This is a genomic window from Bacillus sp. FJAT-27916, from assembly GCF_001183965.1.
Lineage (GTDB): Bacteria > Bacillota > Bacilli > Bacillales > Pradoshiaceae > Pradoshia.
The window spans coordinates 3,511,813-3,533,270 of sequence record NZ_LFZV01000001.1; the positions used below are offsets into that span (position 1 = coordinate 3,511,813).

At 44.2% G+C, this 21,458-nt stretch carries 15 protein-coding genes and 1 pseudogene; 8 read left to right on the plus strand and 8 right to left on the minus strand.

Annotated elements, in window-relative coordinates:
* Positions 1-115 precede the first annotated feature (115 nt).
* The 7 genes from AC622_RS17240 to AC622_RS17270 form a co-directional block, all read right to left on the minus strand.
* The gene (locus AC622_RS17240) at positions 116-1,792 is read right to left on the minus strand and encodes a long-chain fatty acid--CoA ligase (RefSeq protein WP_049672175.1); all 1,677 of its coding nucleotides are present in this window, start codon (positions 1,790-1,792) and stop codon (positions 116-118) included.
* 236 nt (positions 1,793-2,028) lie between these two features.
* Positions 2,029-2,904 (minus strand): hypothetical protein, encoded by an 876-nt coding sequence (locus AC622_RS17245; protein WP_049672176.1) that lies wholly within the window; start codon positions 2,902-2,904, stop codon positions 2,029-2,031.
* Between the two features lie 257 nt (positions 2,905-3,161).
* Positions 3,162-6,377: a chromosome segregation protein SMC gene (locus AC622_RS17250; protein WP_049672177.1), complete on the minus strand. Its 3,216-nt coding sequence runs from the start codon at positions 6,375-6,377 to the stop codon at positions 3,162-3,164.
* Complete coding sequence (locus tag AC622_RS17255; protein WP_049673051.1) at positions 6,374-7,066, minus strand: hypothetical protein; 693 nt, start codon at positions 7,064-7,066, stop codon at positions 6,374-6,376. Before AC622_RS17255 ends, AC622_RS17250 begins: the two co-directional genes overlap by 4 nt.
* A complete protein-coding gene (locus tag AC622_RS17260) occupies positions 7,047-8,462 on the minus strand; it encodes a hypothetical protein (protein ID WP_049672178.1) in 1,416 nt (471 codons plus the stop codon). The genes AC622_RS17255 and AC622_RS17260 overlap by 20 nt, the downstream gene beginning before the upstream one ends.
* Complete coding sequence (locus AC622_RS17265) at positions 8,447-9,751, minus strand: DUF2399 domain-containing protein (RefSeq protein WP_049672179.1); 1,305 nt, start codon at positions 9,749-9,751, stop codon at positions 8,447-8,449. Before AC622_RS17265 ends, AC622_RS17260 begins: the two co-directional genes overlap by 16 nt.
* A 200-nt stretch (positions 9,752-9,951) precedes the next feature.
* Positions 9,952-11,562, minus strand: a complete 1,611-nt coding sequence (locus AC622_RS17270) for a glycoside hydrolase family 43 protein (RefSeq protein ID WP_049672180.1) — start codon at positions 11,560-11,562, stop codon at positions 9,952-9,954.
* Positions 11,563-11,813: 251 nt separating this feature from the next.
* Between AC622_RS17270 and AC622_RS17275 the strand changes: the two genes are divergently transcribed.
* The 3 genes and pseudogenes from AC622_RS17275 to AC622_RS17285 all read left to right on the plus strand — a co-directional run bounded on the left by AC622_RS17275 (position 11,814) and on the right by AC622_RS17285 (position 14,898).
* Positions 11,814-13,103 (plus strand): extracellular solute-binding protein, encoded by a 1,290-nt coding sequence (locus AC622_RS17275; RefSeq protein WP_049672181.1) that lies wholly within the window; start codon positions 11,814-11,816, stop codon positions 13,101-13,103.
* 79 nt (positions 13,104-13,182) lie between these two features.
* A pseudogene (locus tag AC622_RS17280) lies at positions 13,183-14,061 on the plus strand (carbohydrate ABC transporter permease).
* Positions 14,062-14,076: 15 nt separating this feature from the next.
* Positions 14,077-14,898: a carbohydrate ABC transporter permease gene (locus tag AC622_RS17285; protein ID WP_049672182.1), complete on the plus strand. Its 822-nt coding sequence runs from the start codon at positions 14,077-14,079 to the stop codon at positions 14,896-14,898.
* Positions 14,899-14,951: 53 nt separating this feature from the next.
* On the opposite strand, the gene AC622_RS17290 is transcribed toward AC622_RS17285, so the two are convergent.
* Positions 14,952-15,569 carry a YesL family protein gene (locus tag AC622_RS17290; protein ID WP_197089953.1) on the minus strand — a complete coding sequence of 206 codons (618 nt, stop codon included), beginning with the start codon at positions 15,567-15,569 and terminating at the stop codon, positions 14,952-14,954.
* Between the two features lie 344 nt (positions 15,570-15,913).
* On the opposite strand from AC622_RS17290, the gene AC622_RS17295 reads away from it, so the two are divergent.
* The 5 genes from AC622_RS17295 (at position 15,914) to AC622_RS17315 (ending at position 21,264) form a co-directional block, all read left to right on the plus strand.
* Complete coding sequence (locus AC622_RS17295; protein ID WP_053103780.1) at positions 15,914-17,059, plus strand: iron-containing alcohol dehydrogenase; 1,146 nt, start codon at positions 15,914-15,916, stop codon at positions 17,057-17,059.
* Between the two features lie 29 nt (positions 17,060-17,088).
* A complete protein-coding gene (locus AC622_RS17300; protein WP_049672184.1) occupies positions 17,089-18,837 on the plus strand; it encodes a thiamine pyrophosphate-binding protein in 1,749 nt (582 codons plus the stop codon).
* Position 18,838: 1 nt separating this feature from the next.
* Positions 18,839-19,774, plus strand: coding sequence for a bile acid:sodium symporter family protein (locus tag AC622_RS17305; protein ID WP_049672185.1), 936 nt, complete (start codon positions 18,839-18,841; stop codon positions 19,772-19,774).
* Positions 19,771-20,778: an SDR family oxidoreductase gene (locus AC622_RS17310; protein WP_049672186.1), complete on the plus strand. Its 1,008-nt coding sequence runs from the start codon at positions 19,771-19,773 to the stop codon at positions 20,776-20,778. The genes AC622_RS17305 and AC622_RS17310 overlap by 4 nt, the downstream gene beginning before the upstream one ends.
* Positions 20,779-20,880: 102 nt before the next feature.
* A complete protein-coding gene (locus AC622_RS17315; protein WP_049672187.1) occupies positions 20,881-21,264 on the plus strand; it encodes a VOC family protein in 384 nt (127 codons plus the stop codon).
* Positions 21,265-21,458: the final 194 nt, after the last annotated feature.

Here is a 21,458-nt window from a genome sequence, read left to right on the forward strand (position 1 = left end):
GAAATATAAAGAGGAAGCTGTATGACTTTAAAAGGAGAAACCTGCTTCCCCTTAAATTCACGGGCAGAATTTGGCCAGTGCATGGCAAGAATAACCCCCATTAATTTCTTCATATTCATCCCTTTATGAACTTCTCTTGATTTCTTGCTTCATCCTGGAGCTTTCTCCATAGAATCTTACCGCTTGCTGTCATCGGGAAGGCATCCCTGAACTCAATAGTACGTGGATATTTATAGGCCGCCATTTGAGTCTTAGCCCATTCAACCATCTCCTCTTCAGTAACCTTCCCTTTCTCCTCCTCACTCAAAATGATATAGGCTTTGACACTTTCTCCGCGTTTCGGATCAGGGACACCAACGACACATGCCTGCTCAACAGAAGGGTGTTTGTACAATAAACTCTCTACTTCTGTCGGCCACACTTTATAGCCCGAGGCATTGATCATCCGCTTCACTCGGTCAACCATAAAGTAATAGCCTTCCTCATCGAAATGACCAATGTCTCCTGTACGAAAGAAGGATTTGCCATCCAACTGAATGAAAGCCTGCTCGGTTTCCTCAGGCCGATTATAGTATCCTGTAAACACCTGCGGTCCATTGACAATAATCTCACCTGTTTCATGCGGACCAAGCTCCTTAAAGGTAGTAGGTTCCACAATCCGAGCATCGACATTAAAAGCAGGCACTCCCAAACATTGCAGCTTCGGCCGATCAATCGGATTGAAATGGGTGTGGGATATCGTTTCAGAGAGACCGTATCCTTCCGCAAAGCGCAGACCCGTCAGCTTGTACAGTTTTTCCCCGACCGCTTCAGGCAGCGCAGCTCCTCCTCCAGCAATGCAGGACAAACTGGAAATAGTATAATCAGCTAAAGAAGGGTTCGAAAGAAAATCAATGACCATAGTGCTAATGTTGATCCAGTGCGAGCAACGGTATTTCTCAATAAAAGAAACAGCATGATTCCTGTTCCAGCGTGTGAGGATAACCATCTCTGCTCCAGCATAAATAGGTGCATGCATGCTATGGAGCATCCCAGTTACATGAAAAAATGGCAAAGCCGATAAATGAACCGAATCAGAGTATGTATTCAGCCAATTGACTGCACTTACCACATTCGCCTGAATGGTCCGGTTTGTATGAACACATCCCTTTGGAAGCCCTGTTGTTCCAGAAGTATACGGAATGACCGCCATGTCATCGGCATGTCCCTCAAACGCTGGAATCGGCAAGCTAGACTGCATGATATCCGACCAGCCATGCCGATTCTCATCATCAAAGGCAATTCGGGCATTTTTCACCTCTGGGGGGAGAGTATCATCTGTTGAGGTGTGGTAATCAGAATAGGCAGTAATAATGAGATTAGTAAGTGAGGTGTTTTCAAGGAGAGGGCTGATTTCTTGGTGAAGCTCCTGACCGACAATGGCTGTCTTGCATTCGCAATCCTGTATATAGAATTTCAGCTCGTTGGTTGTATTCATTGGGTTAACTGGAACGACCACCGCATGTGCGCGCAGAATCGCATAAAAGGCAATGACATATTGAGGGGAATTTTGCATAAATAAGATGACTCGGTCTTTTGGTTTCACCTGAAGCTCATGATGAAGATAAGAGGAAAGCGTCTCTACCTCTCGAAGTACTTCCTCATACGTCATAGATGCTCCATAATAATGAAGACATGTCTTCTTCGGGTACCTCTTTGCCGTAACGGCTAGATTATCGAACAATGGACTTTCCGGCACTGTCAAAAACTTCGGCATCCGATTGGGCCATACAGAATAATGAGATGTATTCATTCGCAAAACCTCCTGCTTTTATAAAATACCAATGACACGTTCACATAATAGTAAGAAACATGCTACTTAGTATTTTCTAGTATACATTAATTCCCATTTCAACCCCTATTTTTCTTCCGATAAATTTCGACAATACCACTAAAATTTCAGCAGATTAATCAAGAAACAGTCCTATTACATATGGCTGATAAGAGAAATATCATAAAAAGACTCGCCCTTAATGGACGAGCCTTTCATTATAAATAGCACAAAATAGATTTCTCAATCCAATAGGAAAATTCAGTCTTCGGACAAAGCCTTTCATACTGCTTCATCTCTTCATACATTCCAATCCCGTCCGATACGTCATGCCATAGATCAGTAAACACAAAATCATATTCCTCAGCGGGCATCACCTGCTTTGCATACTCAAATGCATCTGCTTCAATGATTCGGACCTTATTAGCCTGCCTAAACTGCGGGAGCAGATAGGTTTGGAAAAGCTGGATAATATCCCGGTTCTTCTCAACGATCGTAATACTGTCCACTTCATCCTTTTCAGACACCATATAGGCATAGTAGCCAAGACCAAGACCGTATGCCAGCACCTTTCCATATGCTTTCTTAATCGCATCTTTCATGGTCTCCACCTCATTCGGTGTGACTGTCATCCAGATCCGTCCATTCTCCAGGATAGCCGGATATGCGAACTCCTCCGTAAAGAAGCCAATCTGAGGATATTGCCGCCCATCTAAAGTCCGGACGATATCATTGCATACAAACCCCTCAAATGGTTTATACTTTTCATACTTCAGCTCACTCTTCCCTATTTTCACTGATGGCATCTTTATATTCTGATAATAGGAATTCTCTGCATATTCCGCTGTATCCAGCTGGAAAAATATCTTTGGGAAATACCGATTATAGAATTCCCTATCAACTTGGTCATCTGCGATATCTAACCCGAAAGCTGCAGCCAAAATCATCGCGAATGCCTGCTTATAGGGCACCCCGTACTTCACCAATTCCTCTATTTCATCCTTTTCCACATAATCCGGCGCATTATTTAGATAATTGCTGAGAAGGGCAAATATTTTTTGATTATCTACTGCTATCTTGTCATTCGGTTTCATGCTGTCACCTATCTTCATCTATTTATATGTAAAATTATAGCTGCAAAAATCAGCAAGAGTAACTACGGGAGATTAGGGCTATCTCTAAAACTGGTTTTCGTCGTTCCAGTTTCGTTCATAAAATAGTGTTTCGCTAATATCCATTGGACTTTCGCTTATTTCCAGCCAGAAAACCCACATATAATATGCTACGCAGCTCACTCTTTTCAAAACGGGCCTGGTAATCAACAGGCCCGTTGTTTAGCTGGAGGCTCCGACTAATGCTCCACTCGTTCCTTCTTCAAAATCCCAGCGACCCTGCTCTCAGGAATCCGCGGATCATGGCGAACGACGAATGCTTTTGAGAAACGGTTCAGATACTCATTTTCATGTGACTTTGGCGTTAAAATAATGAGCTTGCGCTGCAATTCTTTTTCATACAAATCAAAAACCTTCACCTTGCGATTCTCATCTAGGGCGCTATCAAATTCATCTAAGATAATAAAGCCCGGCGTGATTTGCAGGTTTTGAAGGAGACAGAGAGCAAATAAGAGAGAGCTGAGTGATTCCTCACCGCCAGAGACTCCTTTGCCGACCTTACCGCCGCGCGCTTTCACGCTCACATCTTCCAGCGACCCGCGGTGCCCTTCCTTGCGTGCCTTGATGAATAGCTGAAAGTGAGTTCGCTTCCGCCTGTCTTCAAAGCTATCCCAGCTAATATCCCCTTCAAACTGAAACTGGCTCATATAGTTCTTGAACCTTTGCTGGATTTCAATGACCCGCATGCTAATTGTCGTCTCAAGCTGATCCCGCAGTTTTTCCATTCGTTCCTTATCCTGTTCGAGCAATAGCTTCGTGCGGGTGTATTCACTCTCAAACCGTTCATATTCCTTTTTCACCGTTTCATAGTTCTGCGGAGCAGCTGGGTCGATGCCAGCTTCATTTCGTGCGAGGTCAAATGTAATCTTGCCGCTCTCCCGTTCACTTTTTAAGACAGGGAGAGCAGAGAGATTATGTTCATCAACATTTTGAGCCGCTTCCTCATATATGGCAAGAGCAGCCTGTTTCAAATCCTCCAGCTCTCGTTTTACATCCATCAGCCCAAACTCGGCTGCATCCTGATCCGATTTCTGATTATCTGCCTGTACTGCCAAATATTCCAGTTTCCGAGCGGAGTCATCTATTTGCCCGGCTACATTTCGTGCTTCTTTTTCAGCCTTAGAGATGATTTGTTCAAGCTTATCAAGCTCTTCTTCTAAAAGCTCAAGCTTCAGTTTTTGTTCCCTCTCTCGGCGCTTTTCGTTCGTCAAATTTAAGTTTAATTGATGAAGTTCTTCATACTTCTCTTTCATCTTCCCTAATTCCAGGTAAAAGCTCGCTTCTTCTTCCAATTGGTCCTGATAGAGCTTGTCCTCAATCTGCTTGCGCGTCAAAACCTGCTTCTTCTGTTCATGCTGACGACGCAGCCCTTCCAACTCATCTCGTTCATGCACAAGTGCCTTCAATCGTTCACGTTTGCGAGCATGCTCATGCTCAGCTAGCATGAAGGCTTCAGATTCTTTCACTTGATGGATAATTCCATTCAGCTTCTGGTATAACTTAGTATCTCCGGCAATGCTCGCATCAAGCTCTCTCATCAGATCTGTCCGTTCATCCACTTGGTTCTCTACTTCCTGCTTGCGCAAACGGATGGCTTTTTGACTAAGGATAAGCCGTTCCTTCTCCTGTGACCCGCGAATCCCTAAACTGTCTGTTAGCATGCCGCCATTGATCTCTGGCAGCCCATCCTCAAACAATTGGGCGACCCACCAGAGGGCCTTCATCGCATGAGGAAGCATCGATTCGCGGAGATCCCCTTTCACCTTTAATGGAACATTCGGCAACGACATCCGGACTTGATCAGGGATAACCAAGGATAAAGGAACATGGTACAAATCATTCGGCGGAACCGCTTTTCGACCATCGAAGAAGACTGTGTACTTGATTGCCTGAAACAACTGCTCCTCCCGAGGATTCACCCGTTCTTCCATTTCAAGAAGGGCTGACAGCGGAAATGCCTGTACACCTCTATCCTTGAAATAAGCAAGTGATTCCCTCTGCCTATATGATACGTTTTGACCTTCCTTCAAATAAGACAATTCTGCTTGCAGCTCAAGCTTTTCCTTCCGCAGAACATCATGCCGATCCCTATTGTCCAAAATAGTCCTGTTCAACTGATCAATCGTCATTTGGACATGGTGGCTGCTTATATATTCAGCCAAACGGGCCTTATGAATAGTCTCCAAGGAATCAATCTGCTTAATTTCTTGCTCTAAACCCGCAATTACTTGAACTCCCTCTTGCCAGCAGTTCATCACCTTGTTCAGCTCAGAATCCTTTTGCTTCAAGGCTTCTTCAATCTCCTGCTGGCGGATCTTGACCCTTTCAAGCTCGGCTTTCACTTCTGCTTCTGTACGAGTCATCTGACTTTTTCTCTTTGTGATGTCCTCAAGTTCATCTTCTAGGTTATGGATTTTAACTTGAATGCTCTTGATTTGGTCCTTAATATCTTGCAAAATCCGCTCTTCCTGTTCATGCTCAGCCTCCTTTGATTGAAGCATTTCTTTTCTATCAGTCAATTCCCAAGCCAGACGGTCTTGAACGAGACGAATACGTGCAAGCTCTTCGTTCTCCTCATGGATGTCTTCATGTGTTTGTTCAACTTGACCAGCCAATTCGCGGACTTGTTTCTGGTAGGAGGCCTCCATGCCAAGCAAGGACTGCGCATACAGCTTCCCCCCTTCGTACAAACGTCTCTGATTGTCGGTATAGCGGTCAAATGCGTTTTTCGCCATCCCGAGCTCCGCCTTCTTCAGCTTCACATTCGTCTCTGAGGCACGTGAAGTTTCCTCTGCTTCCTTCACCTTTTCCATGCTTTCTTCCCAATCACGTTGCACTTTGTCAATTCCGTGCATCTCACTGAATATCCGGAACCGCTCCTCTGGGTGCATGACGGCGAATTGATTGACTTCCTGCTGATACCAAATCAAATAATAATGATCCGGGTCGACCTTATATTTATATTTCAGGTCATTTTTATAAGAGGTGAAATTATAAAACCGATCGCCTGATGTATATCTTTTCTCCTCTTCCCATTCATCGATATTCTCACCAGTTGAGATACTGTATTCTTTCTTGATTGGCTGTCCTGGCTCCTGCACAATTTTCAGCGTAAATTCCACATAGTCCGGGGCATCAATCTTATTGGCGCCTTCATTTTTGAACAAGAAGGAAATCGCGGCCTTCCATGTTTGGTTTGCTTCCAGATTTCTCGATTTCAAGCCCTCGATATCGACCTTGGCGGAATACAGCACAGCGCCCATGCAAAAGGTAATCGTTGATTTTCCTGACCCATTCGGACCAGTAATCATCACATGCGCATCCTCACCAGACAAATCCAATAAAGTCGGCGGATAATCCCGCACCCCCGAAAATTTCAATCTCCACGGAATCATTCGTCTTCTCCTTTCGGATACAGATTGTATCGCTTGAAGAATTTGAGCACTTCTTCTTTATTCAATTGATTGGACTGGCTGAATTCCGCAGTTCTCCGCAAGAAGGAATCAGAGAACATTTGAGCGCCAATCGCCGTCAACTGATAAGCCTTCTCCTGTGAGGGGTTATCATATTCCTCAATTGCCCCAATTTTCTTTAAGGTATCCAAGTTCATCAAAATGCGCTGATTAGCCTTCATCGTTTCATGCCCAAACGATTCAAGCAGCTGGTCGAATAGCGTGAACTCATGCTGCAGCACTTCCTGTTGATAAAAAATATACAATAATAATGCCAAGCTCTCCTTTGACAATGTGTTACGGGCTGCCCTTGCCGGCACCCGCATCATCACGATTACCTGATCACGCCGCTCATCATAGATTACCTTCATATAGCGGCTGATGGCTTGATTGACCCTAGTAAGGAAGGAGAAAAACTGCTCATCTTGTTCTTTCAATCCTAGCAGCCTCTCCACCTCTTTACGGGAGAGGCCAAAATTGCCCATCCGTATCGTGGCTGTGGAGGAGAACAGGATATTCATGAAGGCCATCTCCTCCTCTTCTGTCAAAACACCTTTAACAGCCTGCATGGCATTAAGCGGGTTGGCGTTAAATTCTTCCGTTTGTCCCCCCTCATTCATGATCTGATTCATCTTGTTTTTGTCGTTTTCGGATAATCCTTGATCCGTCTTCACGATTCATCCACTCCCATTCTCGTTCATATGCCTTGCTGGCTGTTTTCTCAGATTGGCTGACCGTCACTTGCTTGCTCCCAACTAAGGCTGCGATGGCATTCATCGCATTGATGGCATCTCCCCATTCAGCAGATGTCGTCTCAACGATAACCTGGTCCATCGGTGCTTCTGAATGGCTTTCAAAAAAGTGTTCAACCGCTTCTGTTTTGATCATTGATTTCGTTAACGCCCAAGCTGTCTCCCCAATCAATCCATCTATTTCTTCCTCTGATATTTCCTCTGATAAATACCCAATCTCTTCATCCGTCTCTTCCATCGGGGCGGAGATTGGCTCATATGTTTCAATATAATCAATCGCCTCATCTATGGCTTCGGCTGATAGCGGTGCGGCTATTTTGAATGGAATCCACAGCCCATCCATCGCCTCCTGTTCATACTGGCCTTGTTCCATAAAGCTGAACAGCTGATGTACATTCGGGATATCTGATTCCACTGGGGGATTATACATCTGCTGAATAAATTCGCGAACCCTTTCCGGCTGGATCGTGGAGGATAGGGGCGTTTTTTGCATATGGGTGAACTTCAAGTATTTATTAATCATCCCTAGGCTTTGATTCGTGCCTTCGGCGAGGGCGGATGTACCCTGCTGCATCAAATCGGTGAGGACAAGGCTGTCCTCCACTGTGGCAAAACTCGCAATCCTCTCCTGCAGCTTCCCATCCAACTCCTTCATCAACTCATGAATTAATTCAAGCTGCGGAAGAGCACTCCGGTCCGCAAGCATCTCAAGTTCGCGTTCCTTTAACAATTGAATCGCGTTCTCGACATTGCGGATCATACTCGCAATCTTATTGCCGCCGGATATTCCGCGGTCATCATAGGCCTCACTCAATTCGGCGTCACGCCTTGCCTGAAACAATGCACGTCCGATATCATCATGCATATAATAGGCAAGAGAATCATTAGCCAAGCGAATGAGTGCATTCATCATCCGCTTCCCTGTATCCCTCATGCGGATGCGCCGTGACTGCTTCGAAATCCAATTGTATTTCACCAACACCCCAATGACCTGATTCACCTTTTTCTTCGAGGGAGGTTCGGCATCCTTATAGCGGTTTTTATAACGATAATACACGGTCTCGGCATTCTCAATCGGCTCATCCAGTCCGAGCGCTTCTTCATTAATTAATTGGATAATGCGTAAGAATCGAATGATCTCCCTTGGTGTTTGAAAGGAGCTTTGTGCACTTAAATCACTAAGGACACCTGATAGGGAGGCAATATCCTGCATCGATTGCATTACTTCCGGCTGTGACTCATCCGCCTGAAAGACCGATATCAATGATTCAGCCATTTTACCCACTCCTCCCTGCTTCCTGCCATCTCTTCTTGCTCCATTCGATTCTCCTCCAAAAAGGCAAGCATATACCCCTCATATTCGAGCAGACTTGTCGAAACCTGCTGGTCCGGCTGAATCCATTTTAATTCTTTCCCCTTCGCATCACTGACCGTCTCATAAATTTCATGCGCAATCTGAAGCCCATCCGGGTCATAATCACACCAAATTAACACCTGGTCAATGTCGCTTCCAGCCAATAACTGTGAGATACATTGTTTATGAGAGGAACGTAAATGCCCGTCCACACACATGATTAAAGAATTCGTTTCCTCCAGGAAATTCTCCTCGGAAGCCATCCTCGTCAAAATCGCCCGGTTCTCCACAAGCCATAATGCTTTTGCCGTTGTCCTATAATCATCACTCGAAATAGATAGGTCGGTTAGCGCATGTACTGGACCATATTGGAAACTCGAGTAACCGCCTACGAGCGGCCCTGAGAAATAGAAGGGAGTGATTCTCCCAAGGCTTGTCAATCCCAGCCGTACAAGTGGGCATTCTGCCAGCCCTTCCAATTGCTCGATAAAATCATTTTTATCACGATCAAATCGCTTCGATCCGCCAATCTCTTGATAATAAGAGGCTCCGATCTCCTTCCAATCAAACTGCTCTCGCTTTATGGATAATTGCAGGAATGCCACTAAAAAATGAAGAAAGCGCAGCCTCTTCGCCAATGTCCATCCCGAAGGAAAGCCGACCGATACTTTTATATCCGCGGCTGTTTGATGGCAAAAATCTTCCACTACTTTTATTAAACGACGTAAATCAATTGACTTATGACTGGGAATTGACAAACTAGTCACTAATTTCGCCTTTTCAACCCAAGCTAATAATTCTTTCTCAGCAGCCTCAGTTTTTTTGCGCTTCTCATTCTCTGAATAGGCAAATAGTCGATATCCCATTCTATAATGCTGAGAGTCCGGGGTTCTGCCATCCTTCTTAAAACGAATCTCTTTTATGATGAATCCCTCACGCAGCCATTTCAATGTCTGATCATTGTCCGGAAGACTAACCTTCTTTCTAGGAGTGAATCCAAACTGCAACAAGTTCTTATCAACCTCCGTAAAGGAAGGTTCACTTGCCGAAATAGTCAATACTCCAGTAATGCGGTATGTTCTTTGCGTATGCTTGATCACATTCACATACATCAATCCATCTGAACGATTGCTCGTATATGGAACCTCCAGTTCTTCGCCTTTCTTTAACACCCATTCTTTTATATAATCAATTTCTTCAACACGTATCATAATTTTTCCCTCATTATTATTCACTATATGACTATCTTAACAAAGTTTCGGCTAATCTCTAGTTTGGTCTGTTAGTGTAGAATGATATGATTTTATCAGCTGCTGCTTAACTAAGTGAATCATAAATGTTCATGAGAAAAAGCGCCCCCATTTAGGAACGCTTTTATTTAGCGTAATACGTAAGCTATCATAGAAAAAAATTACTCTGTAACCTTATAAGTAAAATAGTCAAAATCCGCTGCTTTTCTCTGTCCGGATGTATCCTGACATTGCATGCCGACAAAAGCACCCGTAAAGAATCCTCCGCCTCTAATATAATCATCTGAAAGCTTATAGGAGTGTAAGGTAACCGGGATTATTGACCAATCCGCTCCATCAAAGGAATAGGAATAGTGATACGTATTTGTTTGAACTTCACATCTTAAGTACACATATTCACTGGAATCAGGAATAATGATTTCATTCCCTCTCAATGGCTGGTCAAATATGAAATTATCACAAACCGTTAAGTCCAAGACTCGCCCTTTTTCCTCATTCCAAGTGATTTGGAGAGCACTCCAATTCTCTGTATTATAATAATTCACTAATCCGGCAGCCTGCTGGAAAGTATTAGGGTTGAAAGCGACCTTTGTTTCCGCAATAAAGTTAAAATGCTGCCAGCGTCTTGCCACAAATGCTTGCGTGAATTTTGACGTCAGTGATTCCCTGCCATAAAGTCTTAGATGACCAGGCTTGTCAGTTAAGGATACGCCATCTTCTCCCAACGGGATCCTCAATGTCTGGAAATGAAGGTTCAGGACTTCACTATTAAAGTCATCCTTTTCCTCAAAGTCCCTTTCCCATTTCACCTCAGCCATCTTTGGTCCCTCGATTTCAAGTGACGGCTCATTGCCGCCCTCAATATATGGCCAGCCATCCTCCTTCCAAACTAAACGTTGAATCGCCGTTTCCCTTCCAAGCGGACAAAAGCCACGCGGGTCAAGTAAGGCTTCATTCTCCTTAGGAAGCGGCCGGCCCGTTAAATGGACCAAAAACCATTCATCTGTATGGGTTTGAACAATAGAGGCATGGCCTGCTTTTTGCAGCGGGTTTCTTGGATATGGAAATGAAGTAATAAGCGGATTCTCAGGATGTACCTCGTATGGCCCTTCTATTGTCTTGGAGCGGGCGATGGTTGCTTGATGATCGTACTTCGTTCCCCCCTCTGCCGTGAGCAAATAATAATAGCCGTTCCATTTATATAGGTGAGGCGCCTCTGTTAATTTAATATCTGTTCCCTTAAAGATGATTTTCTTCTCTCCAACCAGCCTTTGTGCTGCATCGCTGTATTCCTGCAGCACAATCCCGTAAAAAGGATGATTGCCAATGCGGTGGTCCCACATCATGTTCACGAAATATTTCTTCCCGTCCTCATCATGAAATAAGGATGGATCAAATCCCGAGCTATTTAGATGAATAGGTTCAGACCACTCTCCGTCAGGCTCTTCACAGGTAACCAGATAATTATGACAATCCTTCCACTGTCCATCTGTTACCTTCACATCTGTATAGATAAGCCAGAACTTCCCGTCACTATAGGAAAGGGCTGGAGCCCAAACACCGCCGGAATCTGGGTTTCCCATCATGTTTAATTGGCTCATTCGATTCAGTGGTCTTGATAGGAGGCGCCAATTCTTCAAGTCCTTAGAGTGATAGATTCCCACACCAGGAAACCACTCAAAGGTGGAAACGGCAATATAATAATCTTCTCCTCTTCTGCATATACATGGATCTGGATGAAAACCTGTTAGAATGGGATTTTGAATCTTCATTTTCCTTCCTCCTGCAAAAGTAATAAAACGCTTTTATTTCTCTACACCATGAAGTACTGGCAATGCTTCTTTCTTCCTTGTTATACCTGTTTCCTACTCAACCAATCCTCATTTCAGAATTGTCTGTACCTTTTTTTATCGTAACACGAAAAACTTTGTTTATCTAGTAGACAAACAAAGTTTTCCGTGCTATCCTTTTTTTGAGATTACTGGTAATTAAGTCTCAAAAACTATTTTTTGGGGGTTTAGTTATGTTAAAAAAGAAAGCGGTTTCATCGTTAGCAGGCTTATTCGTGCTGGCGTTAGTGCTGTCAGGCTGCTCAGGTTCCGATAATGCCAGCTCTGATGGAAAGAAAGTAATCAAGTTTATGCATCTATGGCCGGAAGGAAGCTCCAAACAGCATCATGCTATTGTTGAAAATATCATCGCTGATTTTGAGAAGGAGCACGATGATGTCAAAGTAGAGGTTGAAGTATTAAGCAATGAGCAGTACAAGGACAAGATGAAAGTCTTATCCGCTTCCGGAGAGCTTCCAGACGTTGGGATGACTTGGTCTGCAGGCTATCTTGAACCTTATGTTAAGGGAGAAAAATTTGCCCCGCTTGATGATTTGCTTGAAGGCGATCTTAAGGATTCATTTGTTTCCGGCACGACTGAAGCGTATCAGGTAGATGGCAAGACATATGGACTTCCGCTGGAACTCAATATTGCCTCCGTCTTCTATAACAAAGCCATCTTTAAAGAAAATGGATTAGAAGCACCAAAAACGTTTGATGAACTCATAAAGGCGGCCAAAACACTGGATAAGAACGGCGTTGAGCCAATTGCTCTTGGTAATAAAGATAAATGGACCGGCTCCTTATGGTATATGTATCTAGCTGACCGCATTGGCGGAACAAAGGCATTGAATAGTGCGATAGACCGCTCCGGTTCATTTGAAGATCCCGCACTTGTATCTGCTGCTGAAAAAGTCCAGGAATTAGTAGATGCTAAAGCATTTGTAGACGGTTTTAACGGATTATCTGATGAAGAGGCTAAGAGCATGTTCATGAACGAGCAGGCAGCAATGTACCTCATTGCAACCTGGGACCTTCCGAACTATACCACAAATGTTGAGGTTCCTCAGGAATTCAGAGACTCAGTCGGTTTCTTCGATTTCCCTGCTGTTGATGGGAAAGGTGACATGAATAGCTATGTAGGCGGGCCTGGAGTAGGGTTATTTGTTTCAGAAAATTCAGATGTCAAAGAAGAAGCAAAGGAATTTGTCTCCTTCTTCACTCAAGCATGGGGGGAGAAATCGGTCACAGAAGCCGGTGTCATTCCAGCTACAAAGGTTGACGGCGAAGCTCTAGACCTCCCTCAAATGTATGTGGATGTATTAGAAAAGCTGAACACGGCAACCAATATTACCCTATATGCGGATGTACAGTTAAGTGCTGATGTTGCCCAAGTCCATTTAGATCAAATCCAAGCCTTATTCGGCAAGGAAACAACACCTAAGGATTTCGCAAAAACACATGAAGAGGCTCTATCGAAATAGGTAGTAATAAGCCAAGAATAAGGATCTGTCCTATTTGGGAGGATCCTTTTCTTACATACATCATTATGAGGTGAATGGTATGAGTAAAGTAATGTCCAATAAGTGGATTATAGCAATCTATGTGCTTCCAGCCCTGCTTTTAATAAGCGTATTAATTTTTATTCCTCTATTACTGACTGGTTATTACGGTCTGATGGACTGGGACGGCATTTCTCCAATGGAGTTCATTGGTTTAGAGAATTATCTAACTGCCTTGCAGGATAAGCTCTTTTGGGATAGTGCCTAGCACTCCGTTCTATTAGCTGTTTTTTCGACTATCAGCCTGGCTATCTATCTTGCCATTGCCCTTATCCTGGCATCAAAGATTAAAGGAGCCAATCTCCTTCGAAAGATTTACCTGATTCCTATGCTCCTATCTTCAGTAGCAATCGCCCAATTATGGATTAAAGTCTTTAATCCGTCTAATGGAATTTTAAACACAATCTTAGGCTGGTTTGGAGTCGAAAACCTGCCCTTATGGCTATCAGATACTTCAATTGTTTTATATGCCATCTTCATTCCAATCTTATGGCAATATGCAGGGTTTTACATATTGATTTACTATGCCGCACTCAAAAATATACCTGAATCCCTTATAGAAGCTGCCAAAATTGACGGAGCTACCCCATTACAAATTGCTCTAAAGATTAAGCTTCCTTTAATTATGGGCGTAGTGAAAGTGACAGTTGTGCTGGCGATTGTCGGGTCTCTGAAATACTTCGATTTGATTTATGTAATGACAGGCGGCGGTCCGAATGGAGCCAGTGAAGTAATGGCTTCCTATATGTACAAACTTGCCTTCTCCACCTCAAACTTTGGATATGGAAGTGCAATTGGATTCCTCTTACTCATTATTACCTTGATTGTCACATTGGTTATCAATAAACTGACGGCATCAAAAGATGAAATCCAATATTAGAGGAGGAACAAATATATGGCTCGATTAGGAAAATCCCTATTGTATCTTTCACTGGCAGTTGTCGCTGTTTTTCAAATCTTCCCGATCATTTGGCTCTTCCTATTCTCGTTAAAGAGTAATCAGGAAATATTCGGGGGCTCCCCTTTCGCACTCCCCGCAGAATTCAGGTGGGAGAATTATTTGAAGGTATGGGAGGGCGGCATCGGCTTATACTTCTTTAATAGTATTTGGATCACAGGCATTGCCATCATGCTGACCGTACTGCTCGCCAGCATGGCGACCTATGCCATAACACGAATGCAATGGAAATACAGCAAGCTTGTTTTAGGCCTATTCATGATTGGACTAATGATTCCCATTCACTCAGCCCTGATTCCACTCTTCAATATGTTCCTGAATGTGAATTTAATTGATAATCCGTGGTCGATTGTGATTACCTATACAGCTTATAATTTGCCCATAACGATGATGATTCTGCTCGGGTTTTATACAACATTCCCTAGAGAGATTGAAGAAGCCGCGATTATTGATGGCAGCTCCGTCCACCGAATGTTTTTCCGGATTGTCCTGCCCATGTCTATGCCTATTCTGTCGACTACTGTGATTATTAATATGATCTATAACTGGAATGAATTTGTATTTGTGAACACCTTTATTAGCTCTGATAAATATAAGACCTTAACCGTTGGAATTCAGAACTTCATCGGTCAATATATGACCGATTGGGGCGCAATCGGAGCAACCTTGATTATCAGCTTCCTTCCCTTGCTTCTTGCCTTTATTTTCTTCAGCAATAAAGTGATAGAGGGACTATCATCAAGTGCGGTGAAAGGATAAGGTTCCACTGGCTGTATGAGTTAATACAAAAAAACCTCCATTTGGAGGTTTTTTTATGACACCTGTTTCTGCTCCAGCCGTTTAAACGAATAACGAGATGCCCATACAGTTACAAAGGCATACAGGCTTATTCCAAAGATAAACCCGATAGCTGGAAATATCCATAGAATGACCGCAATGGAAAACAGACTAATCATCATGACAAAAATTTGAACCGGGCTGATCAACATCAGAAGAAAAGCCGTCCTTACTGTCTTGCGGACAGGCAGATGATAGTGAACAAACACAGGAAATAGATACAGCAGCAAGAAGGAAAGAAAGAGCACGCCTACTGACAACGGAACAGCCGTCCAGTGCATGGCACTATCCGCTATGCTGTATAGATAAAATAAATCAACCAGGATAAAAAATAAAATAATACTGATATAGATTCCTAGATGATTACTCTTTAAAAAATCCCTCTTATAATAAGACCAAAATGTCTTAAATACTGGCAAATCTTCCTCTCCATTCAACCATTTCCGCATGATTGCAAAGACTGTTGTCGTAGAAGGATATATTCCCGCTATTACTCCTCCAAATAAAGTAAAGAAAATCCAAAGTATATGTAAATAAGCGAAACGTGTCACCCATTCTAGTAATATGTAAAGTTTGCCGCTAAGCTCCTGCAATGAGTTATTCCCCCTTATCCCCATTCTCCCTACTAAATATTATACTGTAATACGAGAGGAATGAATAAACAATATAAGATAAAAATGACAAACCAGGCGATTTTCACATACCCTAAGTATGTTCATTTATTAAGGAGGCTCCAGTTGGAAGGATTGATAAGACCTTAACCGCTTATAATTTGAATATTCAGAAATAATATTGCGTTTATCTTTCTTGCTCATTATAATGTTCATTAAGTATGGACCAAATAACTTCTACCACCCAGACTCCCTCACTTTTGTAAGCGAATACATAATAACAAGGAGTGATTCCTATCCAATCCATTCTCAAGCCCTCCAGGATTATGACAGGCGGGACAAGCGCCGTTCAGCTCATAGAGGCCATTCAGGACATGCAAATTGCTAAGCCATTCATTATGATATCTTCAAAGTTAATGGTGGATGCCCAATCCATTATCTTTCCGGCACTTGAGAAAGAGGAGATTTCCTTTCATACCTACATTTGCGACACAGGTGAGCCAACCTTCCTGCAGGTGAGAAACGCCATTGGTCGTGCAGAAGCAAAGGGATGTGACGGAGTCGCAGCAATCGGAGGCGGCAGTGTCATTGACCTGGCAAAGGCCGTGTCCATCTTTATTCTCAATCCGCAGCATAGCTTGATGACAATCCAGCATGAAGCAGACATTGAACGTCTGCCACTGATTGCTATTCCAACAACAGCGGGCTCAGGCTCAGAGGCGACAAGCGTGATGGTCATAACGGACAACGAGACCGGCATCAAGCTCAACCCTTCCCATCCAGCCTTTATACCGGATGCGGCCATACTGGATCCCTATTGGACTCAGAAATTATCTCCAGCCATCACAGCCTATACTGGATTAGATGCACTTACACATGCGATGGAAGCCTATGTATCAACGAAAGCCAATGACTTCTCTGACTTCTATGCCCTTCAAGCTATTATCAAAATCACGAACAATCTCCCAGAGGTATATAACAAAACAACCAACCCATACATCTATGATGAGATGCTCCTTGGCAGCTTATATGCTGGCATTGCTTTTTCGAATTCATCCACAAATCTAGCTCATGCAGCCGGCAGGGCTTTAGGAGCTAAATATCAGCTTCCCCATGGGTTAAGCGTTGCTCTTATACACCCATTTGTCATTGAATACAGCCTGGAATCGGCCGAGGAACGATATGCAGAAATCGCCGTTGCTTTAGGCCATAGTCCGAATTTAAGCAAGGCAGATCTAGCGAAGAGAATCCTTATGCTCGTCCGGCAATATAATAGACGCTTTCACATTTGGGAAGCCGGCAGACAATTTATTCAAATAGAGGACGAGCTGCTGCCTTACATACAGGAATTAGCCGAGCTCGCTCTCCTCGGCAATGGCATTGCCACCAATCGAAAACAGCCGACCCGTGAGGATATCGAGAGGCTTTTCGAACAATTGCTTCATGAATTAGTCACTGATGGAATCCACTAAACTATCACCTACCCTAAAGGAGGAATACGATGGCTGAAATGACAGGCGGCGAAGTGATTGCCAAGATGCTGAGCCTAGAGAATGTTGAGAAAGTATTTGGGATTATTGATGGAACCTATTTTGGCTTCTATTCAAATTTACAGAACTATGGCATTGAACTGCTATCTCCTCGCCATGAGACAAGCGCTGCCCATATGGCCGGTGCTTATGCGAGATTAACTGGAAAACTCGGAGTCTGCATGGCGAGCAACGGGCCTGGGGTAGCAAATATTCTCCCGGGATTGGTCGTTGAGCAGGCAGAAGGAAATCGAGTGCTTGTCATCACGAGCGCAAGACGGACAGGCATCATGTACCCCGATCGCGGCGGCACGTATCAATGCTTTGACCAGACAGGTGTCATCGGTCAAATGGCTAAATGGAGCGAGAGCGTCCCATCATTCGAGCGGATTCCTGAAATGCTTCGGACGGCCTTAAGGAAATGCTATGAGGGCCGGCCAGGAGTTGTCCATCTAGATATTCCGGAGAATATCCTGAATACAAAAGTAAAATGTGACCTTTCCTTTTGGCAGCCCAGCCACTACCGCATAACCGAGCCACCTGGACCAAGCGAGCAGCAGCTCGACCAGACTGTGAAATTATTGCTTTCAGCCCAATTTCCCGTCATCCATGCTGGCAGCGGAGTCATCCACGCTCGAGCCTTCAAAGAGCTTGAAAGAGTGGCCGAATTCCTCCAAGCAATGATCACCACAAGCTGGGCAGGGCGCGGGGCCATTTCAGAGAATAACCGCTTAATGCTGCCGATGGTCCATATCGAAACGAATAATAAGGTACGCAATGAAGCTGATGTCCTGCTAGTCCTTGGCTCAAGGCTTGGTGAAACGGACTGGTGGGGAAAGGCGCCTTACTGGAATCCAAACCAGAAGATGATTCAAGTGGATATAGACCCATCCATACTTGGGGCCAATAAGCCATGCGAATTAACCATTCAGTCTGATGTGAAAGTCTTCCTTGAGAGACTGTATGAGCGGTTGCAGCATTTTAAAGAACAATTATCTCCTCTCTCCCGCGAAGCCCTTTTGTCTAAATATCTTGAAGATAAAAAGAAGCACCGCGATAAACTGGATGAGCACTTAAATGATTTTGCCTCACCGATGAATTCGGCTCATGTTCCAGCTATTTGCAATGATATTTTCCCAGCTGAATCTCCTCTCGTCATTGACGGGGGAAACACGGCCATTTGGACTAATTTCTACTACAAGGTGAGAGAGCCGGGAACAGTCGTTTCGACCTTTAAGTTTGGCATGCTTGGCGCAGGTGTCGGCCAGGCACTCGGAGCCGCGGCAGCAAGACCGGATGTTCCTGTTTGCTGCGTCATTGGGGACGGAGCCATGGGCTTTCATCCGCAGGATATTGAAACCGCTGTACGCAATGGCCTCCATGTCATTTATATCGTTCTTTGCGACCGCCAATGGGGAATGGTGAAAATAAATCAACATATTGCGATGAAGCCTATCAAGACCTTAATTAAGAAAACACTCAGTCCGGAGGAAAGTATTAATACCGACCTTGGAAAGATTGAATTCCATAAGCTTGCTGAGAGCATGGGTGCGCATGGGGAATATGCCAATAACCCAGCCGGCTTCCGCGAGGCGCTTGAACGTTCAATCCGGAGTGGAATCTGTTCGGTTATTCATGTGGATGTGGACCCTGTCAAACATATGTGGGCGCCAGGATTGAAATATTTCAAAGAAATGCATGCCGAACCTAGGGGTAAATAAGATGAACATCGATGATATCCAGTTAAACTTTAATGCCGCCTCCTTGACTATCATGAATATCCTAATCGGATTCATCATGTTTGGTGTCGCACTCGATTTACGTTTGTCCGACTTTAAACGCAGTCTGAGCAATCCGAAGCCTGCCCTTATCGGTCTCACCTGTCAATTCATCCTGCTGCCGGCCTTCACCTATTTACTCGTACTCATCATCCAGCCAAGGCCAAGTATTGCACTCGGATTATTCTTGGTTGCGGCATGCCCGGGCGGCAATCTTTCTAACTTCTTGACTTATTTGGCAAGGGGAAACACTCCCTTGTCCATCAGCATGTCCGCCATTTCTACCGTGCTCGCAATCTTTATGACACCGTTTAATACTTTACTCTGGGGATCCTTGTACGGCCCGACAAACAGCCTCCTTCAGTCTTTTACCATAAGTCCCCAAGATATGCTGATTACGATATTCCTCATGCTCGGGCTGCCGCTCGCCGCCGGGATGTATGTCAGACATAAATACCCGGTAAGAGCACAGCAAATCGTCAAATGGGCAAAAAAAGTATCCATTGCCTTTTTCTTGCTTTTTGTCCTTGTTTCGTTAGCCTCTAACTTCACGTACTTCATCGAGTTCATCGGCATGGTAGCCTTCATTGTATTCCTTCATAATCTAATTGCTATCACGATTGGCTACACTACTTCCTCACTCTTACAGCTCCCAGTCGCTGACCGGCGGGCAATCTCCATTGAGGTAGGAATCCAGAACTCCGGACTAGGGCTGATTTTGATTTTCAACTTCTTTAATGGATTAGGGGGCATGGCCATCGTAGCGGCGTGGTGGGCGATCTGGCATATCATTTCCGGCCTGACCATAGCCACTTACTGGTCAAAAAGACCTCCTCTGGCTGATACAAGCCAAGCACCAGTTGGGAGTGTGAAAACATGAATGTACTCATAACAGGCGGGGCGGGCTACTTAGGAAGCCTCCTCGTCCGAAGGCTGTCAGGCGCAGTAAAAAACGACGAAGCCATTCGGATCATCGTCACAGACATTCATGATCAGAGTTTTTTGTATAAAGAGACTCCAATTGATTTTGTTCAATTAGATATTCGCTCCGAGCATGTTCATGAGGTTATGGCCAAATACCAGGTTGATACCGTTGTCCATCTTGCCTCCATTGTCACACCGGGAAAGAAGAGCAATCGCGAGCTCGAGTACTCTGTCGATGTTCTTGGCACGGAGAATATTCTTAAGGCATGCGTCAACACTGGGGTCAAACGCATAATCGTTTCATCAAGCGGAGCTGCTTACGGCTACCATCCTGACAACCCAGAATGGATAACAGAGGATACCGAAATCAGAGGAAACGAGGAATTTGCCTATTCGCATCATAAGAGACTCGTCGAACAGCTATTAGCCGAATATCGGAAGACTCATCCTGAACTCGAGCAAATCATTTTCCGTATTGGCACCATTCTCGGCGAAACCGTTAATAACCAAATCACTGCCCTTTTTGAAAAGAAGGCCTTAATCGGCATCTCCCAATCGGACAGCCCCTTCGTTTTCATTTGGGATGAAGATGTTGCAAGCTGCCTCAAGCAAGCTGTCCTTGGGGACATAACAGGAATCTTTAATGTTGCCGGAGATGGCAAGCTGACCATTGATGAGCTCGCCTATATCCTGCACAAGCCTGTCATCCGGATACCAGCATCCATCGTCAAGGCTGCTCTTTTCATCCTGAAGCGATTGTCCCTGACCCAATATGGCGAGGAACAGGTTAACTTCCTTCGGTACCGCCCTGTTCTTGATAACACGAAGCTGAAATCCACCTTTGGATTCACGCCAACGTACACATCCAAGGAAGTCTTCGAATACTATTTGCTGCACAATGGACGGATGAAGCAGCATCGCGGTCAGTACCGAATTGATGAGGAATCCATTCATTTATAGACTCGATATCTCAGGATGAGGAATCAGGGAATATTTCCGCCTGTGTCGCCATCTCCTCCATGCTACAATGGAGAAGTGGCACACTAATAAGGAGGAACAACAATGAGAATCAATCATGCAGCCGTATTTGTCGAAGATTTAGAACGTGCGAAGAAATTTTACAAAAAATATTTCGGCGCCATAGAAAATGACAAATACCATAACCCTAAAACGGGCTTAGAAACATATTTCTTGTCCTTTGAAGGAGATGTGCGACTTGAAATCATGAAAAGACCAGACATGAAGGAAAACGAAAAACATCTTATCCAGCTTGGGTTTGCCCATTTAGCCTTCAGTGCCGGCAGCAAGGAAAAAGTGGATGAGCTGACAAACCGGTTAAAGGCTGACGGCTATACAGTCCTAAGCGGTCCAAGAACCACAGGAGACGGGTATTACGAAAGCTGTATCCTGGACCCGGAGAATAATCAGATTGAGATTGTGGAATAACCTGTTTTCTATACATACAAAAAGACGAGAATCCTATGTGGCTCTCGTCTTTTTTCCAAGGCACTATATATACAGCATTCTGATCAGAGAAGAGCCGATATGGCGCTGCATATGATTGAACTTTGAAACAGCTAAACATAAATGACAATTCAACCAGGGAGCTTTCACTGCTCTTATTTGTTAATAATCAAATT

Coding starts and splice junctions, on each gene's coding strand:
- AC622_RS17295 (WP_053103780.1), top strand. CDS start 15,914: ATGACAGGCGGGACAAGCGCCGTTCAGCTCATAGAGGCCATTCAGGAC.
- AC622_RS17305 (WP_049672185.1), top strand. CDS start 18,839: ATGAACATCGATGATATCCAGTTAAACTTTAATGCCGCCTCCTTGACT.
- AC622_RS17245 (WP_049672176.1), bottom strand. CDS start 2,904: ATGAAACCGAATGACAAGATAGCAGTAGATAATCAAAAAATATTTGCC.
- AC622_RS17275 (WP_049672181.1), top strand. CDS start 11,814: ATGTTAAAAAAGAAAGCGGTTTCATCGTTAGCAGGCTTATTCGTGCTG.
- AC622_RS17300 (WP_049672184.1), top strand. CDS start 17,089: ATGGCTGAAATGACAGGCGGCGAAGTGATTGCCAAGATGCTGAGCCTA.
- AC622_RS17315 (WP_049672187.1), top strand. CDS start 20,881: ATGAGAATCAATCATGCAGCCGTATTTGTCGAAGATTTAGAACGTGCG.
- AC622_RS17240 (WP_049672175.1), bottom strand. CDS start 1,792: ATGAATACATCTCATTATTCTGTATGGCCCAATCGGATGCCGAAGTTT.
- AC622_RS17270 (WP_049672180.1), bottom strand. CDS start 11,562: ATGAAGATTCAAAATCCCATTCTAACAGGTTTTCATCCAGATCCATGT.
- AC622_RS17250 (WP_049672177.1), bottom strand. CDS start 6,377: ATGATTCCGTGGAGATTGAAATTTTCGGGGGTGCGGGATTATCCGCCG.
- AC622_RS17255 (WP_049673051.1), bottom strand. CDS start 7,066: ATGAATCAGATCATGAATGAGGGGGGACAAACGGAAGAATTTAACGCC.
- AC622_RS17310 (WP_049672186.1), top strand. CDS start 19,771: ATGAATGTACTCATAACAGGCGGGGCGGGCTACTTAGGAAGCCTCCTC.
- AC622_RS17260 (WP_049672178.1), bottom strand. CDS start 8,462: ATGGCTGAATCATTGATATCGGTCTTTCAGGCGGATGAGTCACAGCCG.
- AC622_RS17285 (WP_049672182.1), top strand. CDS start 14,077: ATGGCTCGATTAGGAAAATCCCTATTGTATCTTTCACTGGCAGTTGTC.
- AC622_RS17265 (WP_049672179.1), bottom strand. CDS start 9,751: ATGATACGTGTTGAAGAAATTGATTATATAAAAGAATGGGTGTTAAAG.